21 protein-coding genes, 2 tRNA genes and 3 rRNA genes are annotated in these 25,796 nt (G+C 33.4%); 5 read left to right on the plus strand and 21 right to left on the minus strand.

Annotated features, from left to right (window positions below):
- Positions 1-28: 28 nt before the first annotated feature.
- From ACWJJ2_RS12885 to ispF, 3 genes are all read left to right on the plus strand, one after another.
- Positions 29-601 (plus strand): anti-sigma-I factor RsgI family protein, encoded by a 573-nt coding sequence (locus tag ACWJJ2_RS12885; RefSeq protein ID WP_220286924.1) that lies wholly within the window; start codon positions 29-31, stop codon positions 599-601.
- A 138-nt stretch (positions 602-739) separates the two neighbouring features.
- The gene (rluF, locus tag ACWJJ2_RS12890) at positions 740-1,519 is read left to right on the plus strand and encodes a 23S rRNA pseudouridine(2604) synthase RluF (RefSeq protein WP_462953381.1); all 780 of its coding nucleotides are present in this window, start codon (positions 740-742) and stop codon (positions 1,517-1,519) included.
- A gap of 1,025 nt (positions 1,520-2,544) precedes the next feature.
- Positions 2,545-3,012 carry a 2-C-methyl-D-erythritol 2,4-cyclodiphosphate synthase gene (ispF, locus tag ACWJJ2_RS12895; protein ID WP_216303296.1) on the plus strand — a complete coding sequence of 156 codons (468 nt, stop codon included), beginning with the start codon at positions 2,545-2,547 and terminating at the stop codon, positions 3,010-3,012.
- Between the two features lie 80 nt (positions 3,013-3,092).
- On the opposite strand, the gene ACWJJ2_RS12900 is transcribed toward ispF, so the two are convergent.
- From ACWJJ2_RS12900 to ACWJJ2_RS12925, 6 genes are all read right to left on the minus strand, one after another.
- Complete coding sequence (locus ACWJJ2_RS12900; protein WP_216303295.1) at positions 3,093-5,006, minus strand: EAL domain-containing protein; 1,914 nt, start codon at positions 5,004-5,006, stop codon at positions 3,093-3,095.
- Positions 5,007-5,486: 480 nt separating this feature from the next.
- On the minus strand, positions 5,487-5,693 hold the full coding sequence (locus ACWJJ2_RS12905; protein WP_216303294.1) for a hypothetical protein: 207 nt from the start codon (positions 5,691-5,693) through the stop codon (positions 5,487-5,489).
- Between the two features lie 217 nt (positions 5,694-5,910).
- Positions 5,911-6,504, minus strand: coding sequence for a DUF1836 domain-containing protein (locus ACWJJ2_RS12910; protein WP_216303293.1), 594 nt, complete (start codon positions 6,502-6,504; stop codon positions 5,911-5,913).
- 988 nt (positions 6,505-7,492) lie between these two features.
- A complete protein-coding gene (locus ACWJJ2_RS12915) occupies positions 7,493-8,620 on the minus strand; it encodes a C40 family peptidase (RefSeq protein WP_216304495.1) in 1,128 nt (375 codons plus the stop codon).
- Between the two features lie 117 nt (positions 8,621-8,737).
- Positions 8,738-9,580, minus strand: coding sequence for a 16S rRNA (cytidine(1402)-2'-O)-methyltransferase (gene rsmI / locus ACWJJ2_RS12920; protein WP_462953382.1), 843 nt, complete (start codon positions 9,578-9,580; stop codon positions 8,738-8,740).
- A gap of 54 nt (positions 9,581-9,634) precedes the next feature.
- On the minus strand, positions 9,635-10,384 hold the full coding sequence (locus tag ACWJJ2_RS12925) for a tRNA1(Val) (adenine(37)-N6)-methyltransferase (RefSeq protein ID WP_462953383.1): 750 nt from the start codon (positions 10,382-10,384) through the stop codon (positions 9,635-9,637).
- A gap of 218 nt (positions 10,385-10,602) precedes the next feature.
- Between ACWJJ2_RS12925 and ACWJJ2_RS12930 the strand changes: the two genes are divergently transcribed.
- A complete protein-coding gene (locus ACWJJ2_RS12930) occupies positions 10,603-11,259 on the plus strand; it encodes a PIN domain-containing protein (RefSeq protein WP_216304498.1) in 657 nt (218 codons plus the stop codon).
- 154 nt (positions 11,260-11,413) lie between these two features.
- Here the strand turns inward: ACWJJ2_RS12930 and ACWJJ2_RS12935 are convergent, their stop codons facing one another.
- From ACWJJ2_RS12935 to ACWJJ2_RS12975, 9 genes are all read right to left on the minus strand, one after another.
- Positions 11,414-12,070, minus strand: coding sequence for a LysM peptidoglycan-binding domain-containing protein (locus ACWJJ2_RS12935; RefSeq protein ID WP_216304499.1), 657 nt, complete (start codon positions 12,068-12,070; stop codon positions 11,414-11,416).
- Between the two features lie 227 nt (positions 12,071-12,297).
- Complete coding sequence (locus tag ACWJJ2_RS12940; protein WP_165414579.1) at positions 12,298-12,549, minus strand: YkuS family protein; 252 nt, start codon at positions 12,547-12,549, stop codon at positions 12,298-12,300.
- A gap of 130 nt (positions 12,550-12,679) precedes the next feature.
- Positions 12,680-12,883 (minus strand): heavy-metal-associated domain-containing protein, encoded by a 204-nt coding sequence (locus tag ACWJJ2_RS12945; RefSeq protein ID WP_165414580.1) that lies wholly within the window; start codon positions 12,881-12,883, stop codon positions 12,680-12,682.
- 11 nt (positions 12,884-12,894) lie between these two features.
- A complete protein-coding gene (locus ACWJJ2_RS12950; protein ID WP_165414581.1) occupies positions 12,895-13,806 on the minus strand; it encodes a PSP1 domain-containing protein in 912 nt (303 codons plus the stop codon).
- 131 nt (positions 13,807-13,937) lie between these two features.
- Entirely contained in the window at positions 13,938-14,882 is a 945-nt protein-coding gene (locus tag ACWJJ2_RS12955) for a DNA polymerase III subunit delta' (RefSeq protein ID WP_220286928.1), read from the minus strand.
- Positions 14,883-14,939: 57 nt separating this feature from the next.
- Positions 14,940-15,269 carry a cyclic-di-AMP receptor gene (locus tag ACWJJ2_RS12960; RefSeq protein WP_165414583.1) on the minus strand — a complete coding sequence of 110 codons (330 nt, stop codon included), beginning with the start codon at positions 15,267-15,269 and terminating at the stop codon, positions 14,940-14,942.
- A gap of 15 nt (positions 15,270-15,284) precedes the next feature.
- The gene (tmk, locus tag ACWJJ2_RS12965; protein ID WP_165414584.1) at positions 15,285-15,905 is read right to left on the minus strand and encodes a dTMP kinase; all 621 of its coding nucleotides are present in this window, start codon (positions 15,903-15,905) and stop codon (positions 15,285-15,287) included.
- A 27-nt stretch (positions 15,906-15,932) separates the two neighbouring features.
- A complete protein-coding gene (locus tag ACWJJ2_RS12970; protein ID WP_216304503.1) occupies positions 15,933-17,381 on the minus strand; it encodes an aminotransferase class I/II-fold pyridoxal phosphate-dependent enzyme in 1,449 nt (482 codons plus the stop codon).
- Complete coding sequence (locus tag ACWJJ2_RS12975; protein WP_165414586.1) at positions 17,360-17,572, minus strand: sigma factor G inhibitor Gin; 213 nt, start codon at positions 17,570-17,572, stop codon at positions 17,360-17,362. The genes ACWJJ2_RS12970 and ACWJJ2_RS12975 overlap by 22 nt, the downstream gene beginning before the upstream one ends.
- Positions 17,573-17,832: 260 nt before the next feature.
- On the opposite strand from ACWJJ2_RS12975, the gene ACWJJ2_RS12980 reads away from it, so the two are divergent.
- Positions 17,833-18,978 carry a zinc-binding metallopeptidase family protein gene (locus ACWJJ2_RS12980; RefSeq protein WP_216304504.1) on the plus strand — a complete coding sequence of 382 codons (1,146 nt, stop codon included), beginning with the start codon at positions 17,833-17,835 and terminating at the stop codon, positions 18,976-18,978.
- 421 nt (positions 18,979-19,399) lie between these two features.
- On the opposite strand, the gene ACWJJ2_RS12985 is transcribed toward ACWJJ2_RS12980, so the two are convergent.
- The 6 genes from ACWJJ2_RS12985 to ACWJJ2_RS13010 form a co-directional block, all read right to left on the minus strand.
- Entirely contained in the window at positions 19,400-19,900 is a 501-nt protein-coding gene (locus tag ACWJJ2_RS12985) for a hypothetical protein (protein WP_165414588.1), read from the minus strand.
- Positions 19,901-20,362: 462 nt separating this feature from the next.
- Positions 20,363-20,437: transfer RNA gene (locus tag ACWJJ2_RS12990), tRNA-Cys, on the minus strand.
- Positions 20,438-20,443: 6 nt separating this feature from the next.
- Positions 20,444-20,519 (minus strand) — tRNA-Phe (locus ACWJJ2_RS12995).
- 5 nt (positions 20,520-20,524) lie between these two features.
- Positions 20,525-20,641: ribosomal RNA gene (gene rrf, locus ACWJJ2_RS13000) — 5S ribosomal RNA — on the minus strand.
- Between the two features lie 116 nt (positions 20,642-20,757).
- Positions 20,758-23,683, minus strand: a 23S ribosomal RNA gene (locus tag ACWJJ2_RS13005).
- Positions 23,684-23,975: 292 nt separating this feature from the next.
- A 16S ribosomal RNA gene (locus ACWJJ2_RS13010) occupies positions 23,976-25,493 on the minus strand.
- Together the 16S, 23S and 5S rRNA genes with 2 tRNA genes alongside form the textbook arrangement of a ribosomal RNA operon.
- Between the last annotated feature and the right edge of the window lie 303 nt (positions 25,494-25,796).

Genomic DNA, 25,796 nt, shown 5'->3' on the forward strand with positions numbered 1-25,796 from the left:
ACTTACAGCATATAAAAGGGGTGCCACTATGCAAAAATCTGGTAAAATAATTAACATTGAAAAAAATAAGGTCTATATCATAACCCAAAATAATGAATTTGTAACCCTTGAAAAGCATACGGCTCATCCTAAAATAGGCGAACTATATGTAGGTAAAGAATTTCGAAGCATTTCCGTTTGGAAGTACTTATTGGCTATTTCTTGCATCCTATTACTTTTATTTTCAATAAGAAAATTATATTTGGATAATAGATATAATTTTTCTGTTATAGTCGACATGAATTGTTCTCTAAAAATGGAGGTAAACGGTTCAAATAAAATTACAAAAGTAGAAGGCAGAAGTCCTGGAGGCTATAAAATAAAACAACTTGTAAATTTAGAAAATAAATCCTTGGATGAAGCACTTCATTTAATTTTAGATGAATCGCTTAAACAAAAATACCTAACTAAAGCACATGCGGACGACGGTTTAAAAATTTATATATTTGTTTCTGAAAATAAAAATAAAACTCCAATTAACTTAACTGAGTTTAATAGGTATGCTGGTACACATAATTTCAAGGTATCACTAAATAATAATGGTCAAGCTGTAATTGACTAAGGGTATCCCGCTTAAGATACCCTTACAACTATTTGTATGATTATTTAACGACATTTAATCTCCGCAGGAGATGATTTAACCATATAATATGAGTTGTATACCTTAATCTTATTTTATAATTCCAAAGGACGGTGCAAAATGAAAACCACACCTAATGAAAAAGAGAAAAACATTATTCAGCCCTATGAAAATAGTGCTTTAAAAATTAGATTAAATAAATTTATAAGTGAAACGGGTTTTTGCTCTAGGCGTGAAGCAGATAAACTGATTGACAAAGGCAATGTCACCTTAAATGGCAAAATCCCTGAAATGGGCACTCAAGTATCTGCAGCTGATCACATTGAAATAAATGGTAAACCATTAAAACATAAAGTAGAATTTGTCTACTTAGCTTTCAATAAACCCGTTGGAATAACCTGCACTACTGAGCATAAAGTTAATGGAAATATCATAGATTTTATAAATTTTAAAAAAAGAATTTTCCCCATTGGTCGCCTTGATAAACCTTCTCAAGGTCTTATATTTCTAACTAACGATGGAGACATTGTGAATAAAATTTTACGTTCAGGTAATAACCACGAAAAAGAGTATATTGTTACTGTAGATAAACCTATATCCCCTAATTTCATAAAGAGTATGGCAAATGGTATTCCTATACTAAATACTATAACTAAAAAATGTTTTGTAAAAAAAGAAGGCAAATATGTTTTTAAAATAACTTTAACAGAAGGACTTAACCGTCAAATACGAAGAATGTGTGAGCATTTAGGGTATGCTGTTGTGAAACTTGAAAGGCTTAGAATTATGAATGTTTCTATAGACAACTTACCCCTTGGGAAATGGAGATATCTAACGCCAAAAGAACTAGTCGGTATTAATAAGTTAATTTCTGATTCTATTAAAACTGAAAATGCTTAAACATCATCTTCTATGCTTAAATGTAGTTAAAAAGCACACAAATTTGTGTGCTTTTTGGCTTATATAAAGGTTATCAACATTATTCACACAGAAATTGTGGATAACTTGTTAGTCTTAGTTAATAATAACTATCTTATTTAACTTCTGCTTTTTTTTGTAAATATATCTTTAAATTTATTAGTAATTATCTCTTTATTACCCTTGAATTCAAATATTTCTTTAGTCTTTTTCTATGAGATATTATCCAATATTTTTTTACTGACTCAAAGGTAATTTCTTCTATGGGACTCCCTACAATTTGAGATCTTTTTAATTTTTTACTGTTTTATAGCTATTACATTTTAATTACATTTCTGGTGCTTAGGCACGCTACTAAACAATTTGTTATAGTTATCACTAAAAAACTTGACAACTTTTTCTCAACCTTTTAAAATCCTTTCTAAGTAATTAATATTTATTTTTCTATAAATATTACGTTATATTTCACTCTATTATTTTCATAAATTTACTAATAATTTGAAATTTTTTACTATTTTTTATTTAGACTAACAGATTGTACACATTAAGATTTACTAATCCACAAATACACTAAAATTATGTATGTTTTTGTAAATTTATATAAAACATTTAAGGCTTATACACATTATCCACAGCTTTTGTGTGGATAATATGTGGGGTTGATGTTAATGAATACTTTATAGTATTAATTATAGACGTTTTTAGAATTTTTTATGTAAATACTTGCATTCTAAATAAAATATTTCTAAATTTTATTATTAAGTTATGCACACTATCCACAGTTTTGTGGATAACATGTTAATAACTTATTGGCTATTTTCTCATCATATTTCCTATTACTAAATCCGTGAGTGCCTCACTACATATTTTAATGTGTTGCGCGAATAAATTTTCTTGATTACCTTCTCATGAAATGCTATATTATATAAAGAAAAGTATATATTCCTACTGTTACATTTCTATATATTTAAAATATTTATAAATTAAATTGAAAAGAGGTAATTCGCTTGAGAATTGGAATGGGCTATGATGTTCATAAATTAGTTAAGGGTAGAAGTTTAATACTTGGTGGAGTAACCATACCGCACGAGGCTGGATTACTAGGGCATTCAGACGCAGACGTTCTTGTTCACGCTATCATAGATGCTCTTTTAGGTGCTGCGGCTCTTGGTGACATTGGAAATCATTTCCCCGATACTGATGCTAAATATAAAGGCATGTCTAGCATTGTCCTACTTAAATATGTAGGCAGTTTAATAAAAAATAAGAATTACATAATCGAAAATATTGATGCTACAATAATTGCACAAAACCCTAAAATGGCGCCCCATATACCCCCTATGGTAATAAATATTGCAACTGCTCTACAATTACCTATAGATAAAGTTAACATTAAAGCTACTACAGAGGAAGGCCTTGGTTTTACTGGCCGCCTAGAAGGGATCTCTTCTAATGCCATCTGTCTTTTAAAATAAAATTTTATTTTCTGTTTGTTAGGGTCTGTAACTCCCACTTATAGAAGTGGGAGACTTCCTTCTGACATGTCGTTAAAATTCTAAAATCCTTGTTTCCAAATTCCATAATCTGCATGATCAATAAGCATGGCTGAAGAAAAATACGTACCTTGTCCATATTCAACACCTAGTTCCATTAGCTTTTCCTTTTCTTCCAAGGTTCGTATTCCCTCGGCTATAATCTTCATTCCTGTTTTTATCCCCATTTTAACCATATGTTCTATCATCAATGCTTTTATTTCATCTTTATGCACATCTTTTACTATCTCCTGAGAAATTTTTATAAAATGTGGCTTCATTTTTATCAATTCTACCATATTAGAGTTACCTTCTCCAAAGTTATCCATAGCTAATTTGAATTTTAATTCATCAGCAAAATTACGCCAAAATGCACTTCTTGGTATACGTTGTGTAATTTCTAAAACTAAGTTTGTCCCTTCCAATTTCTTTATAACTTTTTTTATAGTATGCCTAGTTGTATCCGATTGAAGCTTAAAAAATAATCCTTCTTCAATAAATGGTTCAAGTTTGTTTAGATAGTTATTTAATTTGTCACAAGCTAGCATAGTAAGGTTTTCCAAATCCCCGGTAAGTCTAGCTTTTTCAAACATTTCATCCGGGAAAAATTCTAATCTTGAATCCCTAACTAGTATTTCTAATGATTTAACCCTGCCACTGTTTAAGTTTATAATAGGCTCAACTGTAAGCTCTATAGACTTATTTTTTATTATACCCGAAATGTGATATGCCTTTTCGTCAATTTTATATATTGAATCATTATCTAGATACTCACTTATTGAAGCTTCATCTAAAAACCATTGAACACTAGTGCTCGATAATAAGCTAGGATTATATAAATCTATAAGTTCATGCTTTAAAACTGCTCTTAAGTTATACATTGTATATATCATTGCTGCCATCCTTTTATTTTCATCCTTTGTTTTACGAATGAAATTCAATCCTGCAGAAACTCCAGCTAAATAAAAAGATGGCTCATATAGTTTATTTCTAGAATCCGAGAGCAAATAGTCTATACCATGTCTTAATTCTGGTATTATATCTCTCAATATACTAGCTCCTTCTCCATCTGGAATATCAACATATTTAACATTTTTTGTTAATTCGTCACATAAACTAATCCAAAATTTTCTTTGTTTATTGTTATCGAATTTTAAATAGTCCATTAAAGAATGTATTTCTAAATACCTTGTATCATAAAAAATATTACTATGAAGTTGGTAACTTCCAAAATCAATAATAGACGGTTTTTTCACCGAAACAATTATATTTCCTCCGTGCAAATCACCATGTATGCATGAATCTAAATATTTTATTTTACGACCACACCATACCTTTTCATCTGCAAAAAATTTATATGGATTCGGAAAAAATTTATCAACTCCATCAATGACTAGCCATTTTTTATCCTCATCGATCATTAATGTTTCAAAACCCTTTATAAATTTCTCATCCATAAATCTATAACCTAAGGAAGTTTTCATTATATCAATAGGAGATTTAATTTCAGAGATATGAGGCTTATTCCAATTATATAAAAATTTAGCTACTTGTTCTGAAGTTTGCTTAACTAATGCTAATTCATTTTCCATTGAATATTTCAATGTTTTAATTCCCAGTACATTATCTCCGCCTAATTCATATAAAACTCCAAATCTCTTTAAATTATTTTCACATTGTATTTCCACTTCATCAATAATTTCAGGAATATATCCTTCAATTCCATTCTCTATTGCTTGTAAGAATGCTTTATTATGTAATCCGCTTTCATTCATTTCCTGAATTTTTAGAACTCCTAATTTACGCGATTCACTAAATTCCACAGTATATACCGCCGCCTCAGATTGTCCATCATTTAATTTATTTATTATTTCTATAGGTTGATTTTCTTCTGCAAAATTTTCTAAAATCATTGTTTTCTCTTTCTGGCTTAGCATATTTTACCCCCTACACCAATTATTATTATACTATAGCTAAACATACCTTTATCCAGACTTATTGCATTTCATATGTTAATTTTATAAATTATAAACTATTTCGAGTTAAGTTAACAGTGTATAAACTATTAATTTCACTATAATATATGATTTACACTATTTATCGGTTAATTCACCCTTATATTTATAAACAGTGTTTTCTTTTTATAAGCTAAAATATACTTATCATTATTTGATTATACTACAAATATATAATATTACTATAAACGCAGAAAATCACACAAGCTTTATTAATTATAAAGCTTGTGTGATTAAATAAATGACGTTAAATCATCTCCTGCGGAGCTGCATATTAACGACTTCAGAAGGAGATTTATACTCCCACTGAAGTTTTCTATTTATTAGGGCATGTAACTCCAACTTATAGAAGTAGGAGACCTTCCTTCTGAAATGTCGTTAAAACTATGTTCAAAAATTTAGTTAGCTAAACAACTTCCTAGTGCAATAATACTTATCTTCTCTTTTCTCTAAATCAAATTCACTTATAGATGTAACTCTATCATGTTGCTCTACATGAAGCACATAACCCTCTTCATTCTGATTTTCAAAAAAAACTTTCGTGTAATTCATAACTTCTACTTTGTCCCCACACAGATCATAAATTAATGTTGGTACCTTACCAATCATATTCATCTACCCCTTTAATATTTATTAACTATAAGTTAATAAATATTATGGTGTACTACTATTTATGCTGAAAATGCTATTAATTTTGATTTATTTTTTTAAGATTTGGCATTGGATCCATTATAAATGGATCTTCATTCCTATTTCTGAATAAATATTAATTTTTATTTTCTGTTATCCCCCCGCTTAAAATAGTTAATATACACTTCTATATTTTTTAATTTTCATAATCATCTACAATTTTTCTTATTAATTTTTTTATTGCACTAGCTTGTGATACCAATGTCATTACAACTAAAAACACTGTTATTCTTTCCTCGTCACTTTCTTTTAAATCTAAAGCATTAATTATACTTTGTAATTTTGATTTATCACAAAACTGATTTTCTACGAAATGATTAAGGCTTTCCTTTTGCATATCAGAGAAAATTTTATAAGCTTTCTCCCATGAAATAATATCATCATCTCTATCATTAATTTCATTGAACGCTAGTCTAAAGACTTTTTTAATTTCCTCTGACGTAAGTATAGGTCTCATGTAGCTAAGTAAGACTAATTGGGCAAGGTGTAACTTTGTATAGCCTCTTTTTTTACTATCTTCTGGCTTAGATATAACTCCGCCTTTTATATAATTCTGTACTATATTATTAGTGTAATTATCAGCATCAAATTTATCATTTAAGTAATCAATCACTTGTGATAAAAACAAATCGTACTGAGGTAATTCTTCATACAGAATTATGCTGTTTTCGGATACCGATTTTGATAATGAAATTATATTATCTAGAGTAAATTTAGCCTTATCCACCATTTGTCACCTTCCAAAATTAATATACTAAATAAAATATATTTTATAGTCTTGATCATATAATTATATTATAGGGTATGTATATACTATTACAAGTTATTTTCTTTTTTTTATAATTTGCATTATTTCTGTAGAAATTTGAAAATAACTAACCTAAGATTCGCATATAAAAATATTACCATATTAATGTTGTTTTTTCTTCGCTCTGTATACTTTAATAATAAATAGCGGTTAATATAAATTATTAGTTTGAAAACCCACTAATTTTTAACATTATTTATAATACGCAATATACTCTACTCTTTTACAAGATTCTCGTTATGCAATTTGATTTAATTCACAGTTAATATTGCAAACATCTAAATTTTAACCATTATAATTAAGTTATCCACTGTTTTTAACATTTAATCAACAGAAGCTGTGGACAATTTAGTTTACACGGAAAGCCTTGTTTAAAAGCATTTACATATTAAAAGTAATTCTGACAAGTTTCTTATCCACATTATACATTATCACCTGTTCATAAACTGTTAATCCTTGTGTGGAGAAAAGAGTATTAAATTATTTTTCTACTTTCAATTTTTATCTTTTTCTGCCATTTGATTTTTATCTTATTTAAATAAATTATTATAGTTTGCAAGTGATTTTAGCTATATCTGAAATCACTTGCAAACTAACCCTCCCTATACTATCTAATCTCCCCAAAAAACAGCTGACTAATCCACTCCTGCTTTAGTCAGCTATGTTTTATACACTCAAACTTATTACCCCCCCTCAGCAATACCACATATCTTTTCTATTCCCTCTTTTGCTATTAATATTGCAATTTTTCTTGAACTCGTTTATATTAGTATTCGATAATTAGCCACAGAAAATATCATCCATCTTATATTTTCTGTGGTCAATTTACGGTTTTATAAAAATCAAACTTTACAATTTTCTCGTGAATAAAAAAACAGACTATTAAAATAGCCTGTTTTTTTATTCAAAATTACTTAACTCTTCTTGCAGTAAGGTAATCTCCTCGTGTCAATTCTGATATTTTAATCACATCTCCCGTACGAGGTGCATGAATATATGAGTTATTTCCTACATACATTCCCACATGATGTGGATCTGACGCTGAACCAAAGAAAATCAAATCTCCTGGTTGCAAAGCTTCTCTAGATACATATGATCCTTCATTTATCTGTGTATATGTAGTTCGGCTTAATGAAACTCCGAAATGGTTATATATATGTTGCATAAACCCAGAACAATCAAAATATTCAGGACCAGCAGCACCCCAAACATATGGTGTTCCTAAATAATTACTTGCATAAGCAACTATCGCATTAGAGCTAAGTGACGCTGACGCTGATCCTGATCCTCTAGATGGAGTAACATTAGATTGAGCAGTCTTAGCTGCATTATCTCTTATTTGTTGTATTTGCTTCATAGTAGCATCTACGGTAGCTTGTCCATCACTAATCTTGCCAGCATATAATTGTTTTTTCTTTTCAGCTTCCTTGATTAATGCATCTTGTTCTTGCTTCTTTTCTTTAAGCTTGCCTATCTTATTTTCATTATCAGTTTTCAACACTAATAACTTAGTTTTTTCAGCTTCAAGCACAACCTTTTTATTTTCAATTTTACTCTTTTCAGCTGTTAATTGTCCAATAATTTTATTATCATATTCCACAATTTTTTTAATGTTGTCAACCCTTGAAATAAGATCTTCTACTCCCTCGGAATCCAATAAAACTTCCAAATAGCTATCCGCACCATTCATATACATGCTTCGCATTCTCTTATTAAATAAGTCCTCTTCTTCTTTAATATTAGCCTCTGCAACTTGTATATCCTTTGTTGTTTTTTCTATTTGCTTCTGGGTCTCACCTATTTTATCTTTTGTTTTATCCACTTCTATGCCCATTTTTCCTATGCTCGAATCCAATTTTTCAATTGAAATTTCTATATCCGCAACATTATCTTGTATTTTCTTGTACTCGTTTTTTTGCTCCTCAAGCCGGCCCTTTTGATTACTAAGCTTATCCGATAATGGATCTGCCAATACCTGTATATTTATTGTAGCAGCCAGTCCAATTGTTACTATAAGCGATATTATTTTTTTTCGCAACTTAATCCCCCCATATCAAAAAATATATATATATATGTACTTTTATAATTTATTCACTCTTAAAACGACATTTTTATTATAACACTATTTTGCGCAAGTATTCATTGGGAACATAGGTTAAATTTCCAATGAATGCTTGTATACTTCTGATTTAGGCATATTTCTATCTTTTGCAACTTTTTTCATTGCATCTTTTTTATTTATTCCCTCATCCATATGTTTTTGTATATGTTCTTCTATAGTTAGTAAATCCCATTTAGCTCTTTCATCTTTATCTATATCTTCCTTACTCTTACCTTCAACTACTAATACATATTCTCCTCTTGGGGCGTTTTGTTTATAATATTCCACAGCTTCTTCTAAACTCAACCTAATTATCTCTTCATATAATTTTGTAAGTTCCCTGCACATTGATATTTTTCTGTTTCCAATACTTTCATATAAAAATTCTAAAGTTTTTAAGAGTCTGTGAGGAGCCTCATAGAAAATTAAAGTTTCACTCCTATTTATTAAATCATCAATAATAGGCTTTCTATCTTTATTTTCCCTAGGTAAAAATCCTCTAAATATGAATTTTGTAGTATTAAGTCCTGAATATACAAGTGCAGTAGTAATTGCAGTGGCACCAGGAAGCACTACGAATTCTATGTTCTGTTCTATACACTTTAAAACTATTACGCTTCCCGGATCTGATATTCCCGGCGATCCCGCGTCGCTAATTATAGCTATATTTTTACCTTCTTTTATCTGCTCAATTATATTTTGACTTTTTCCTTGTTCATTATGTTGATGATAGCTTATAAGTGGCTTTTTTATATTAAAATGATTTAGTAATTTTAAGCTTTGCCTCGTATCTTCTGCCGCTATTATATCTACATTTTGTAACACTTCTAATGCTCTGAGCGTTATATCCTTTAAATTGCCTATAGGGGTTGGAACTAAGTATAATTTTCCTGACATTCTTATCACCCTTTACTTTAATATTTGCATTAATTGGCTCTACCTTTAAATTATTTAATATTCTATTGTATTTGAATTATACATATCAGCAATTTCCTGAGTATACCCACCATCCTCAGTGTGAACATAAAGAGGGGGCTCCCATTTTAAAAAGGTTCCTCCATCTCTTTGTCCCTCGATGAGTACAATGTTAGGCGCCTTATTTACACTAGGATGCACCATTCTTATACGTTTAGGCTCAATTCTATGTTTTCTCATAGCGCATAAAATATCAACTAATCTATCAGGCCTATGTACCATATACATCCGTCCATTATCCTTCAACAAAGCTCTACATGCAATAATTACATCTTCTAATGTGCAACAAATCTCATGTCTTGCTATAGCATTCTTATCATCTAAACTTATTAATCCTGAATTTTGAAGTTTATAAGGTGGATTAACTGTAACAATTTCTACCTTGGGAATGCTTTTAATGAGTTCTATATCCTTTAAGTCTCCATTTATAAATTTTATTTTATGTTCTAAATTATTATATCGTGCAGATCGATTCGCCATATCAACAAATTCCTTTTGAATTTCCACACCAATTAGATTACTTGCATATGTTTTACCTGCTAATATGAAAGGAATTATTCCTGTACCAGTACATAAATCAACAACTTTAGCATTTCTTCTTATTTTAGCAAAATTAGCAAGTAATACTGCATCCACCCCAAACCGGAAAGCATGTTTTTTTTGAATAACATGAATTCCCTTTAAATTAAGATCATCTAAAGTTTCATCATCTCCTAAAAACCCCATTATGTATCTCCTTTCTATGAAATCTATATTTACTTTATACATAACAACAACAGAAGTATACCTCAATTTTTGTTGCTAAATCAAGAGAATACAGATTATAAAATAATAAATATATTTTATTTTATTTATCACCAATCTAATTTATTATAAAACTACTATTAGTAACCATTGTTGAATATACATTAATTATATAATAATCGATTATAATGAGGTTAAAAATGCAATTAATATTATATCCTTTTAAAAATATAGTTTTCAATAAGAATTCTGTTTTATTAGATGCCTCCTTCTTGCTCAGCTTAATATATGATGATGATATTAAGCATAGTGATTGTTTATCATGCTTAAAGCAACTTTCTGAAGGAAGTTGTGAGTTTTACACTACCAGTATCATCTCTGCAGAAGTTTTAAATAAAATACTTTATAAATTGTTCATTAGTGACATCCAATGTAAAATAAGCAATAATAGACCCTATAACTCAGCCGTCAACATTAGATCTATAGCAAATAGCTTTAGCCGTCATGATACAAAAATATTAAAGGAAAAGAAAAAAGACAGACTTATTCATATTCCATATAAAAGGTATTTTGATAATATTTCTAAAAATTCTATGAAAAGAGATTTATTGAATATCTATTACAATAAGTCCGTAGAAATAATTTCAGAACTAGAAAAAATTATAAATATAAAATATCTTAACATTCCTGAAGAGTGTATATCTCTAGTTAAAAAATTCATGTGTGAAAACCTATTATCTGTAAATGATGCTTTCCACATAGCTACTGCGGAGTACAATAATATAGACTTTTTACTAACTTTGGATGGTGACTTTATTTTTGCTGAAAGTAGTAAAATGCAAATACTTAGGATTTAACAAACTAATATTTGTTTCAACTTTACCGTCGTTAATTCATTTTTTTCGAAGCTGTGTAACTCCACAGGAGATGATTTAATGCATCAATTACTTGCACTATAAATAAAGAAGTGTACTTTGAGAGACTCAAAATTACACTTCTTTTTTATAGCTATTATTTTGGAATATTAATAATTGTGCCTTCTTTTATAGCATCCTCATTTGTAATTTTATTTGTTTCTTTTAACATTTCTATCGCTTTTTTCACATTATATGAAGTCATATTATTTTTGGCGATTGAAGTTAATGTATCTTTGCTTTTAACAGTGTAGTCACCAGTTTTAGATTTTTTAACTACAGCTGTTTTAGCTGTTTTATCTGTTTTAGCTTTTTCAACTACAGCAGTTGAATCTTTAATTGCTTTTTCATAAGGAATTACTATTTTCTGACCCGCTGCAATTTTGTAAGATTCATTTATACCATTCCTACTTTTAATAAATTCAACCATTTTGCTTTTGTCCTGACTAGGTGTATACGTTTTTACTATACTAAACACTGTGTCATTTTCTTTAACAGTATACATTCCAACGTTAGTTTTGTCATTTATATAAGCAGCATCCATTTCATTAGTGCTTTCCCCTTGAGTATTTTTATTTGTTACCGTCTCATTATTATCTGTAGGTATTATTTTATTGCTTTGCACTATACTATCATCTTGTAATTTTACATTAGCAACATTTTCTCTTCCTCCAATGAACTTCATAGAAAAAAACACTCCTAACATTACTACAGCAATCGTAGATATACTAATTATTCCTTTTTTCATACTCATATTTAAAACCCCTTTCATATTTATTAGTCAATGATTTACATTTAAATTATTGACTTAATTTAAAATTCTCATACCTCCAAATTATTTTATTGTTGTTTAAAACTAATTTATATTTTTGCAAAAATTATCAGTATATTTTAAATGTATTTCAACAGAAAAATAGGCTGTTAACCTTTGAATGTAAGTTAACAGCCTCTATATCCCAATATATTACTTTTTGTTAAATACTATTTTTTTTCTATTTGCATCTTAACTTCTTCACCCGTCATTCCAGTTGCATTAATAATTGAAGTTTTTGATATAGTATTCTCTATACCCATAATATCTTGATTCTCGCCCGTGACAATAACAGCATCATATTTATTAAAAAAATTACCTGCATTTTTTTTTCTATTATCAAACTCTTTGACTGTATATCCCTCGTCACTCAAGTAATCCTTAATTGGGTTTAATCCCTTTTGCACTGCTAATTTTTTCATATTTTAAGCCTCCCTTCAAAATTATTATCTCCAATTCTAAAATGCGTATTCATATGAATCCATTTATACTTTACTTTTTAACATAGCAAAAAACAAAGAAAAGAAACCAGAGAAAGTTTCTCTGATTTCTTTATATAACTGTATACCCGACTACCTCAATTGCCTCAATTAAATTATCCAATGAAACAAAATAATCATCATATATTATTTCTATTTCTTTGCTTACACTATTTATTTGGCAAGCAACTACCCCTTGATTATTAGATATTGCTACATTAATGTTACTAATATCCTCCGAAGTATTCATATTGTATACTTTTATAACCGACTTCATCTTCCCCCCCCCTAGTTATCTTTAAATAGTTCTTTTACAACATATGAATCTTCCTCATTTCCATCTAACTCCAATTTAATATTCTCCACGATAACAGAATCTTCATATCTTCCAGAAATTAATGTTAAGTCTTCGATTTTAACCTCTACTATTTCTTCATCGCTCCCATTAAGTTTTATCTTAATTTTCACAGTTTCTTTTACAACACTATTCCCAATAACTTCTGCTCTACCATAAGGTGTGTCTACTATGGATCCTAAAGTAGGTAAAGTTTTTCTTATTCTTTCATATGTGTCCTGCTCATAGTTTAAACAGCACATAAGTCTACCACAAATACCTGAAATTTTTGTAGGATTTAATGATAAATTTTGCTCTTTAGCCATTTTTATAGACACTGGTGCAAATTCGCCCAAAAAAGTTGAACAACACATAGGTCTACCACACGGTCCAAGCCCACCTATCATTTTTGCTTCATCCCTAACTCCTATTTGTCTAAGTTCTATTCTGGTTCTAAATACCGCCGCTAAGTCCTTTACTAATTCACGAAAATCCACTCTTCCATCTGCTGTAAAGTAAAATATAACTTTATTATTATCAAAAGTATACTCTACATCTATGAGTTTCATATCTAGTTCATGTTTATGTATCTTATCTAAGCATACTTCATAGGCTTCCTTTTCTTTTCTTTTATTTTCTAAGTCTTTTTCTGCATCTCCATCTGTAGCCTTTCTGATAACGCATTTAAGGGGAGATACTATATCATCTTCTCGTATTTCCTTTATGCCAATAACACATTCTCCGAATTCTATCCCTCTTACGGTTTCAACAATAACCTTATTTTCCTTTTGAATATCTATACCATTTGGACTAAAATAATATATTTTACCAGCTTTTTTAAATCGTACTCCTATTACTGTAACCATGTTAAATCATCTCCTTCGCAGCTGCATATTAACGACTTCAGAAGGGGATTTAACTACCACTGAAGTTTTATTTTTGCTAAGGTAGGTAACTCCCACTTATATAAGTGGGAACCTTACCTTCTGAAATGTCGTTAAACCTCCTGCATTTTAAATAGCATTACTTCAAACGTCAACCCCGGGTTAACGTTCCTAACTAAATTCTCCCTAGTATCATTTATTATGCTTATAATACCATTTAATTTAATAAATGAAAATATATTAGCCAATTCTTTTATACTTAATAACTTATCTATGTTAAGAATTAAATCTTCTTCTTCAATTTCTTTATATATTATGGTATCCCTAATATACGAAAGAAATGCAGTTAATATTTCTTCAAAATTTTCTTTTTGATTAGATAATTTTTTTTCATATTTAATTAGCTCTTCAGTTCCAACTTTATTAAGATTAAGCAATATTTCCAAGGTAATATTTCTAATATCCTTGAAATTATTATCTTGAATAAACTTTTCAGCTTTTCCTGGTATTCCATCACTAAAAGCTATAACAACCCTTATCTCCTCTAAAGATAAATCATAATAATTTATTTTTAAAAACTCTTTCATCTCATCTACGTTTAAATTCTTTAGTTTATGTATTTGGCATCTTGATTTTATTGTGTCCAATATAACTTCAAGATTTTCACATAATAAAAGTATAATCACGTTTTTAGGTGGCTCTTCGATTGTTTTTAAAAAAGCATTTTGAGCTTGCACCGTCATTTTATGGGCATTGTAAATAATAATAACTTTCCTATCACCTTCATAAGGTTTTTTGTTAATTTCTTCAATTAAAGCTCTTATAGAGTTAACCCCTATGGTACTTTTGTTTTTTTCTATTCTCCATTCTACCAAATCAACATATTGTCTATCTTGATTTTTTCCTAAAACCTTTAACCCTATATTCTTAGCTACTATACTTTTGCCTATTCCATCCTCCCCAACTAAAAGGTGAGCATGTGATAACCTATCCGATTCTATAGATTTACTTATTTGATTTTTTATACTATTATGACCTATTATGCTCTCAAAATTCATTTTGATCCTCCATACATAGAAGCAAGTATAGATTTATATATACTTGCTTCTAATTAGTTATACCTTTATGTACTTGTCTACGTCAACTACAAATACATTTGCTCCACCTACCTCCACTTCAATAGGAAATGGCATATATACTCCAGTAGAACCAGCTACAGGTGAAGGTGATGATATTATTTGCTTTCTTTCCTTACATACTTCCTCGATAATGGCTAAAACTTCATCTACCTTTTCTTTATCAACACCCATTAGTAATGTTGTATTGCCTGATTTCAAAAACCCTCCGGTTGTAGCTAATTTTGTAACCCTAAAACCCTTGTCTGTTATTTCCTTAATTAAATCATTTGCATCATCATCTTGTACTATTGCAATAACTAATTTCATTTAACCCCACCCTTTTTATAATTTTATTTTTTTTATTCTGTTTATTATATCTTTATGTATTTCATCTACATTCCTATTACCATCTATTACTTCTATTTTACCATATTTCCTACAAATTTCTAAGTAACCTTCAAAAACTTTTTTATGAAATTCATTCCCGCCATTTTCTAAACGATCTAAAGTCTTTTGCATTTTTTTTCGATTTAATCCTTCTTCATATGGGATAGTAATCATAAATATTAAATCTGCTTCTAATCCATCTAAAGCGGCTTCATTCATGCTCTTTATTCTTTCCAATCCGAGTCCGCGGCCAATGCCTTGATACACCATTGAAGAATATACAAAACGGTCGCATATAACTATCTTACCCATGTCTAAGGCTGGCTTTATAACCTCGCTAACTAGTTGAGCCCTAGACGCAGCATAGAGTAATGCCTCGCACATATAACTCATATTACAATTATCATTATCCAATATTATTTCTCTGATTTTCTCACTAATTTCTGTGCCACCCGGTTCCCTAGTTCTTACTACTTCAAATCCCAATTCTTTTAGATGCTTTTCTAGTAATTGTATTTGAGTAGTTTTCCCTGAACCATCTGGGCCTTCTAGTGCTATTAGACGCCCTCTTTCCATTCAATCCCCTCCACCAATATTAATAGTCTATTTTTCTACTGTTGCTACTTTCCCATCATTAATTCCAAGTACTGTTACATTGCATTGCAAGTAATATTCTATAACAGCTATAGTATCCTCATCTAGTCTTTCTCCAGGCATTACAATAGGTATTCCTGGTGGATATGGAACTATTGCTACTGCACTTATTTTCCCCTGTGAATTTTTTAACTCTACCATAGTTTTTTCTCTATCCATTACTTCATATGGGTACATAATTGGCATTGGCATACCATAATCTATTAATTCTACATATTTCCCCTTTAAATTGTTCATATCACAGTTTTTCAGGGCTATGTATAACACTTCAAAATCCTGCTGATTATTAAAGGGTGAAAATATTAAAACTACATTTCTACTATCACTCATTTCAGCTTGAATATTGTTTATTCTTAAATATTCTAATAACTTATGTCCACTATACCCCTTAGGTACATTTAATATATATCTAGTTAAATCCATAGTATACTTATTATCATATTTAGTGGAATTCTCTGATACAACTAATAAATCTTCCTCACCTATAATGTGAAATTTGCCTAATCTATTGATTCTCTCTCTATTAAATTTACATATTTTAATTAACTCTTCATAATCATTTTCACCACACTCTTGAAGATAAAATCTTGCATAATCCATAGAACATAAAAGCATATAAGATGGACTTGTACTTAAAAAGGCACTTGCATAGAAATCTACCTTACTGATATCCGTGCCTTTTCCTACATGTAAAAAAGCTGTTTGCGTTAGGCTAGGTAGAGTTTTATGCGCACTCATAACTACCATATTAACTCCCATTTTCAAAGGGTTTTCGGGTAATAACTTATTGGCACCAAAATGCGCACCATGAGCGGCATCTACTAATACCTTAATATTATATTTTCTAGCAATTTGAGTAATGTATGATAAATCAAAGCATATACCATAATAATTAGGGTAGGTAACAATAATCCCTTTAGCATCTTTATTTTCATTAATTAAAGTGGAAAAATGCTCCTTATCTAAAGGAAAAGGAACATCATATTTTGGATGAATTTCATTTTTAATATATACTGGCTTTAGTTTTCTCATAATAATGGCATTAAATATCGAGCGATGACAATTTCTCTCTACAATGATTTTGTCACCCTCATTGAAGGATGAAAAAATCATAGCTAAGTTCCCACTAGTACTACCATTCACTAGAAAATAAGATTTAATACTTCCATAGTATTCACTCAATAACTCTTGAGACTCTTTTATTATTCCTTCTGCATGGTGGAGATTATCTAGTCCATCGACCTCAGTAATATCTCCCTTTATAAAATTTTCGTAAAGCTCCTTGCCTCTTATCGTTTTAAAAAACCCAAGCCCTCCCTTATGCCCTGGCATACAAAAGGAAACATTTTTTTCTTTTATATATTTTAACACTCCATCTACAAGTGGTAATCTTGACAATCCTTAGTCACTCCTCTTGGTATAAACTGCACCAAAGTCTTTCTTATACAGTTCTTGTAATATTCATAAAAATCAGTATTAGCCTTTGATTCTATAATTCTTCCTTCGCAATTATTGCAAATCCCTCTTCCATTTATTATTATACCATCATTTAGAGGCTTTCTACATATAATACATTTTTCTTTTTTCATAATTTCCCCCTTAAACTTGCTAATTAAAAATTACCTACAGTATAGCCTCTTATACTATATTTTATTCAACTAAGTACGGTTTCTTATTTTGTCCACTTAATAATTTAAAATATATTTATCTACATTTTATGCCATAAATAGCTATATAAAATTATTATTTAAACTTATAAAATATTATTTATTATTATCAATATATTTATGTACCTTTGGTTATACTAAATGTGTTAATAGGTATGAACATTTTGAAAGGAGCGAAGGCTATGAAACAAGAAATTATAAGTTATATAAGCAGTATAAAAGAAGATATCCACAATTTATCTAATTATCTTTATACTAATCCAGAAACGAGTTATAAAGAGTATAAAGGTTATTCTTACATAATAAATATGTTAAAAGCTCATGGTTTTGAAATACAAGAAAATTATTGTAATATTCCTACTTCTTTTTATGCTCAATATGGAAATGGCCACCCTAAGATATGCTATATATGCAAATACACGTCTACTGAAAATGTAGGTCATATTTTTGGTAATAACGTGAATGCTAGCATTTCTATTGCGGCAGCATTAGGATTATCAAAAGTAATATCTAAAAGCGGTGGAAGTGTACTTCTATTAGGATGCCCAGGCGAGTACACAAACGGCGCAGAATTAGCTTTAGCAAAGGAAAAATGTTTTGATGATATGGATGTTATTATTGCTCCTCACTGTGATACAAGCAATGCGGAAAGCGGCACCTCCATGGCTACAATTCCACTTAAACTTAAATGTACCCAAACTATTAATAATAACAATGAAGCTCTTAGTAACCTTTCATCTTTGGATTCCTATTTATTTATACTTAATACATTAAGTCAATTATTAAAAGGATTGCACAACAGGTATTTTATTGATAGCATTTCTATAGAAAATGCCTCTTCGCGCATTAATGAATTTTCTGAATCAGAGGCCAAATTTTATTTAAAAGCTCCTAGCCTAAAAGAAGCTAAATCTCTAGAAAAAACTATTGTAACCTTTATTCAATCACTATCTCAAATAATGAATATAACCGGAGAAATAAGCATATTTGAATTGCCTTCACAAGAGCTTTTGACAAATAAATCTTTATCAAGAATATTTACACACAACTTAAAAGAATGCGGCATCATCGATATTGCTTGTTGTAAAAATACTCTATATGGTCTGGGAATAGGTTCTATAAGTCATATTACTCCATGCATATATCCATCCATATCTATTACAGAAGATTCCTCGTTGAGTTGCCCCTCACCTGCATTTGCTCTAGAAACTCAAACAGATTTTTGTAAAAATAATATGATAAAAGCTGCAGAAGCTCTTGCCTTAACAGGCCTCGATATTATTGAGAAAGAAGAGTTATTAAAAGAAATTGGACTTGAATTAAAATAATATGCAATTAAAACGTTTCTTTAAAGTATCATTTGTTAATGAGCGACTCATAATTGGGCTGTTGGAGATTCTCCAATAGCCCTTTCTCATCTTGGCAATAGATTTTGGATGTATTCTACACCCTAACTTAATCTTTGGACCTATAAAATGAAAGCTCAAGAAACTTAATTTCCATACTCGGTCTACCTTTGTTTTCTCACCCTTTACTTTAATAAATAGTTTCTTTTTCTACAAATAATACAGTATTATCCATTAAATATTCGTATTCCTTAGGTTGGAACCCTACCTAGGGCCTCCTTCAGCTAGTGATCGGCAACTACAGACCCACACAGTGGACTTTCACAACCTAGTTAATTCCCTGCCTGGCACATATAAAAAAGAAGTATAATCATAACTCAATTATACTTCTTATATATATCTATTATTTATTTTTAAAATATGCTTTTTCTTTTAGTAATTTAATTTTATTCATAAACCCATCACTAGGCTCAAAATAAAATTTTTTAAAGTTATCTCCTACTTTATATATACAACAAAACTTACTCCCAATAAACGTAGAACAAATATACTTTTTACTGCTACTAATATGAACACCTGCACTGTAGTTTTTATATTTACCAATATAATCTATATCCTTTAATTTAATATCTTCTAGTATTTTAACCTCTTCACCTTTTATCTTATGGATAATGAATTGATCTGCTACGATTGAATACTTATACTTAACCTTACATTTTGAAAACTCCATATAGCAAAGAGCAATCATTAGTGTATTAAAGAACATAGTTACAAACGTCTTAATATTTATTCTGCCTATACTTACTTTAGTGAATACGTCTGATAAGCATATAAATACAATTAATGTAATAAATAACAATACTATAGCTGGAAACTTTTTTCTTTGAACCATCTCTTTATACATAAAAGCCAGACCCCCTAAATCAATTAAAAATACTAGATATAAATAGTTTTGTGACCAACATATGTGATTATACTAGCATTTCATATATTAATCTACTTGTACTAAGCTCCCTATAGTGCGTATACCATAATATATGCCCATATATGTTATTTATACTAATCCATATGTATCAATATAGGTATTTCTAGCTTTTTCGCTATATTTCTTAATTTAAATAAAAGTTATAGATATTTTATTTATTTATATCCACTAAAAAATTAACTGAGCATATCTAAAATAAGCAAAACTTTACCATTTACTATAACAAATAATGAAGTAGGTAGACATCGTGTAATTAGGTTCAAATATTTATTGTACAACCCTCCGTTAGTTAGGTTAGATAGACCCTTCTCAGCCTATTGGCTCCACAAGCCTGCTGGGCACACCACAAAAAAAACACTTTGTAATATTTACAAAGTGTTTTGGAGGCGCCACCCGGATTTGAACCGGGGAATAAAGGTTTTGCAGACCTTGACCTTACCGCTTGGCTATAGCGCCATAACTTGGTGGCTAGACCAGGAATCGAACCAGGGACACGAGGATTTTCAGTCCTCTGCTCTACCGACTGAGCTATCCAGCCACATTACCTGGCGACAACCTACTCTTCCACAAGGTCACCCCTGCAGTACCATCGGCGCATTGAAGCTTAACCTTCGTGTTCGGTATGGGAACGGGTGTTACCTTCATGCCATAATCACCAGATTGAGAATATAAATATTCTCTGAAAATTGCACAGTGAATTAGTCTTTTCGCTCACGCTCAAAGCCTCGCTTCTTTCTTACGAAAGAAGTATTTCGCATTACTTTTAATTATATATTTAGGTCAAGCCCTCGACTTATTAGTATTAGTCAGCTGAACATGTTACCATGCTTACACCTCTAACCTATCAACCTGGTGGTCTTCCAGGAGTCTTACTAACACCGCACTTACGTGCGAGTTATGGGAAATCTCATCTCAGGGTGGGCTTCACGCTTAGATGCTTTCAGCGTTTATCCCTTCCAAACATAGCTACCCAGCGATGCCACTGGCGTGACAACTGGTGCACCAGAGGTTTGTCCATCCCGGTCCTCTCGTACTAAGGACAGCTCCCTTCAAATTTCCTACGCCCGCGACGGATAGGGACCGAACTGTCTCACGACGTTCTGAACCCAGCTCGCGTGCCGCTTTAATGGGCGAACAGCCCAACCCTTGGGACCTACTTCAGCCCCAGGATGCGACGAGCCGACATCGAGGTGCCAAACCTCCCCGTCGATGTGGACTCTTGGGGGAGATCAGCCTGTTATCCCCGAGGTAGCTTTTATCCGTTGAGCGATGGCCCTCCCACGAGGTACCACCGGATCACTAAGCCCGACTTTCGTCCCTGCTCCACTTGTAAGTGTCGCAGTCAGGCTCCCTTCTGCCTTTGCACTCTTCGCGCGATTTCCAACCGCGCTGAGGGAACCTTTGGGCGCCTCCGTTACTTTTTTGGAGGCGACCGCCCCAGTCAAACTGCCCACCTAACAATGTCCTGTGACCAGATTCATGGCCTCCAGTTAGAACCTCAGTACTGTCAGGGTGGTATCCCAAGGATGACTCCACACAGGCTGACGCCCATGTTTCTCAGTCTCCCACCTATCCTGTACAGACAATACCGAAATTCAATGCTAAGCTACAGTAAAGCTCTACGGGGTCTTTCCGTCCAATCGCGGGTAGCAAGCATCTTCACTTGCACTACAATTTCGCCGGATGTGTTGTTGAGACAGTGCCCAAATCATTACGCCATTCGTGCGGGTCGGAACTTACCCGACAAGGAATTTCGCTACCTTAGGACCGTTATAGTTACGGCCGCCGTTTACTGGGGCTTAAGTTCATACCTTCGCTTGCGCTAAGTAATCCCCTTAACCTTCCAGCACCGGGCAGGCGTCAGCCCCTATACATCAGCTTTCGCTTTAGCAGAGACCTGTGTTTTTGCTAAACAGTTGCTTGGGCCTATTCTCTGCGACCTACTTACGTAGGCACCCCTTCTCCCGAAGTTACGGGGTCAATTTGCCGAGTTCCTTAACAACAATTCTTCCGATGGTCTTAGGATTCTCTCCTCACCTACCTGTGTCGGTTTGCGGTACGGGCACCAATATCCTCGATAGAGACTTTTCTTGGCAGCGTGGAATCAGATACTTCAGGAATAAATTCCCTTCCCCATCACATCTCAGCGTTAAGAGCAAACGGATTTGCCTGTCTGCTCCGCCTAAATGCTTAGACACACATCCAATAGTGTGCACATCTTATCCTCCTGCGTCATCCCATTTCTAATAACGTCCATTGGTGGTATCGGAATATCAACCGATTGTCCATCACCTACGCCTTTCGGCCTCGGCTTAGGTCCCGACTAACCCTGAGAGGACGAGCCTTCCTCAGGAAACCTTAGGTTTTCGACCGTTAAGATTCTCACTTAACTCTCGCTACTCATGCCAACATTCTCACTTCTGTACCGTCCACCACTCCTTACGGTATGACTTCAGCCAGTACAGAAAGCTCCTCTACCGCGTACACAATTGTGTACACCCATAGCTTCGGTGGTAAGTTTTAGCCCCGGACATCTTCGGCGCAGGATCTCTTGACTAGTGAGCTATTACGCACTCTTTAAATGAGTGGCTGCTTCTGAGCCAACATCCTAGTTGTCTTAGAAATCCCACATCCTTTTCCACTTAACTTACACTTTGGGACCTTAGCTGATGGTCTGGGCTGTTTCCCTTTTGACTACGGATCTTATCATTCGCAGTCTGACTGCCGAAATAAAAGTATATGGCATTCGGAGTTTGATAGGGTTCAGTAACTGTTGTCAGCCCCTAGCCCATTCAGTGCTCTACCTCCATTACTCAATTAATCGACGCTAGCCCTAAAGCTATTTCGAGGAGAACCAGCTATCTCCGAGTTCGATTGGAATTTCTCCGCTATCCACAGCTCATCCCATGGTTTTTCAACACCAACGTGGTTCGGACCTCCACGGAATTTTACTTCCGCTTCATCCTGGCCATGGATAGGTCACCCGGTTTCGGGTCTACGACATGCAACTATGCGCCCTATTCAGACTTGGTTTCCCTTCGGCTCCGTACCTTAAGTACTTAACCTTGCTACATATCGTAACTCGTTGGCTCGTTCTACAAAAAGCACGCCGTCACACATATAAAGTGCTTCGACCGGTTGTAGGCACACGGTTTCAGGTTCTATTTCACTCCCCTTCCGGGGTTCTTTTCACCTTTCCCTCACGGTACTTCTTCACTATCGGTCACTAGGTAGTATTTAGCCTTGGGAGGTGGTCCTCCCAGCTTCCCACAAGGTTTCACGTGTCTCGTGGTACTCTGGATTAGATCTGACTGTTTTTCCTTTTCATTTACAGGCCTATTACCTTCTGCGGAGCAGCTTTCCAGCTATCTTCAATTAAGGAATTGCAGTATTTATGATCTATCCTCAACCCCCAGATCAAAGACCTGGGTTTGGGCTCTTTCCCTTTCGCTCGCCGCTACTTAGGAAATCGATGTTTCTTTCTCTTCCTCCGGGTACTTAGATGTTTCAGTTCCCCGGGTCTACCTCTGCATACCTATTTATTCAGTATGCAGTACATAGTTGTTACTATGTGGGTTCCCCCATTCGGAAATCTTTGGATCACAGGCTATTTGCGCCTACCCAAAGCTTATCGCAGCTTAACGCGTCCTTCTTCGGCTCCTAGTGCCAAGGCATTCGCCATGCGCCCTTTGTAGCTTGACCTTGATTCTGTCTATTTACATAGACGGTTATATTAATTTTGCGAAATTGTATTAAATTAATTTATAAACTACTTGCGTAGTTTTAATTTTTTTAAAACAACTTTTTTCACTGTGCAATTTTCAAAGAACATTTTAAGAAAAACTATTCATTATCTAACTCCTAAGAGTTAGATAAAATTAGTCTCTCAAAATTAAACAGAGAACTAGGTACGATTAATTACAATAGATATTTTTGAAGAACAAATTAATATTCTTCTATTGCATCGACCGAAGTCAATACATCTACTCCCTAGAAAGGAGGTGATCCAGCCGCAGGTTCTCCTACGGCTACCTTGTTACGACTTCACCCCAATCATCAATCCCACCTTCGGCCGCTGGCTCCTTACGGTTACCTCACGGACTTCGGGTGTTACCAACTCTCATGGTGTGACGGGCGGTGTGTACAAGGCCCGGGAACGTATTCACCGCGACATGCTGATTCGCGATTACTAGCAACTCCGGCTTCATGTAGGCGAGTTGCAGCCTACAATCCGAACTGGGATGAGTTTTTGAGTTTGGCTCCACCTTGCGGTCTTGCATCTCTTTGTACTCACCATTGTAGCACGTGTGTAGCCCTAGACATAAGGGGCATGATGATTTGACGTCATCCCCACCTTCCTCCCGGTTAACCCGGGCAGTCTCACTAGAGTGCTCAACTTAATGGTAGCAACTAATGATAAGGGTTGCGCTCGTTGCGGGACTTAACCCAACATCTCACGACACGAGCTGACGACAACCATGCACCACCTGTCACCCTGTCCCGAAGGACTTCGCCCATCTCTGGGTTATGCAGGGGATGTCAAGTCTAGGTAAGGTTCTTCGCGTTGCTTCGAATTAAACCACATGCTCCGCTGCTTGTGCGGGCCCCCGTCAATTCCTTTGAGTTTTAATCTTGCGATCGTACTCCCCAGGCGGAATACTTAATGTGTTAACGGCGGCACCGAGGTTCGACCCCCGACACCTAGTATTCATCGTTTACGGCGTGGACTACCAGGGTATCTAATCCTGTTTGCTCCCCACGCTTTCATGCCTCAGCGTCAGTTACAGTCCAGTAAGTCGCCTTCGCCACTGGTGTTCTTCCTAATCTCTACGCATTTCACCGCTACACTAGGAATTCCACTTACCTCTCCTGCACTCTAGACACCCAGTTTCAAATGCAGCACCCAAGTTAAGCTCGGGTATTTCACATCTGACTTAAATGTCCGCCTACGCATCCTTTACGCCCAGTAAATCCGGACAACGCTTGCCACCTACGTATTACCGCGGCTGCTGGCACGTAGTTAGCCGTGGCTTCCTCCTCTGGTACCGTCATTATCGTCCCAGAAGACAGAACTTTACAACCCGAAGGCCTTCATCATTCACGCGGCGTTGCTGCGTCAGGGTTTCCCCCATTGCGCAATATTCCCCACTGCTGCCTCCCGTAGGAGTCTGGACCGTGTCTCAGTTCCAATGTGGCCGATCACCCTCTCAGGTCGGCTACGCATCGTCGCCTTGGTGAGCCGTTACCTCACCAACTAGCTAATGCGCCGCGGGTCCATCTCAAAGTGGAATTTTCCGAAGAAAAATCCTTTGATGTTTCGATCATGCGACCAAAACATATTATGCGGTATTAATCTCCCTTTCGGGAGGCTATTCCCCTCTTTGAGGCAGGTTACCCACGTGTTACTCACCCGTCCGCCGCTAATCCACCCCGAAAGGTTTCATCGCTCGACTTGCATGTGTTAGGCACGCCGCCAGCGTTCGTCCTGAGCCAGGATCAAACTCTCAATTTAAAAGTTTACACTTTTTTAGTTGAAATGATTAATCTGCGACAACTGTTAAGTTGTTACGCAAGCTCATTACATACTTTTAGTCTTACGACTAAATTTTACTTTATACTAAAGTAATTAACTGGTTTAACGAAATATTATTTCGCTATCTTTACCTATTTCTCTGTTTAATTTTCAAAGACCAATTTGTTATTCGTATCTACCGTCATGTGACGACTTCTACTATTTTACTGTTTAGTTTTAATTTTGTCAACACTTTTTTATATGTTAACATCCTCAAACCCGACATCATCACTTTCTTTCGAC

This window comes from Clostridium sp. CM039, from assembly GCF_055081075.1.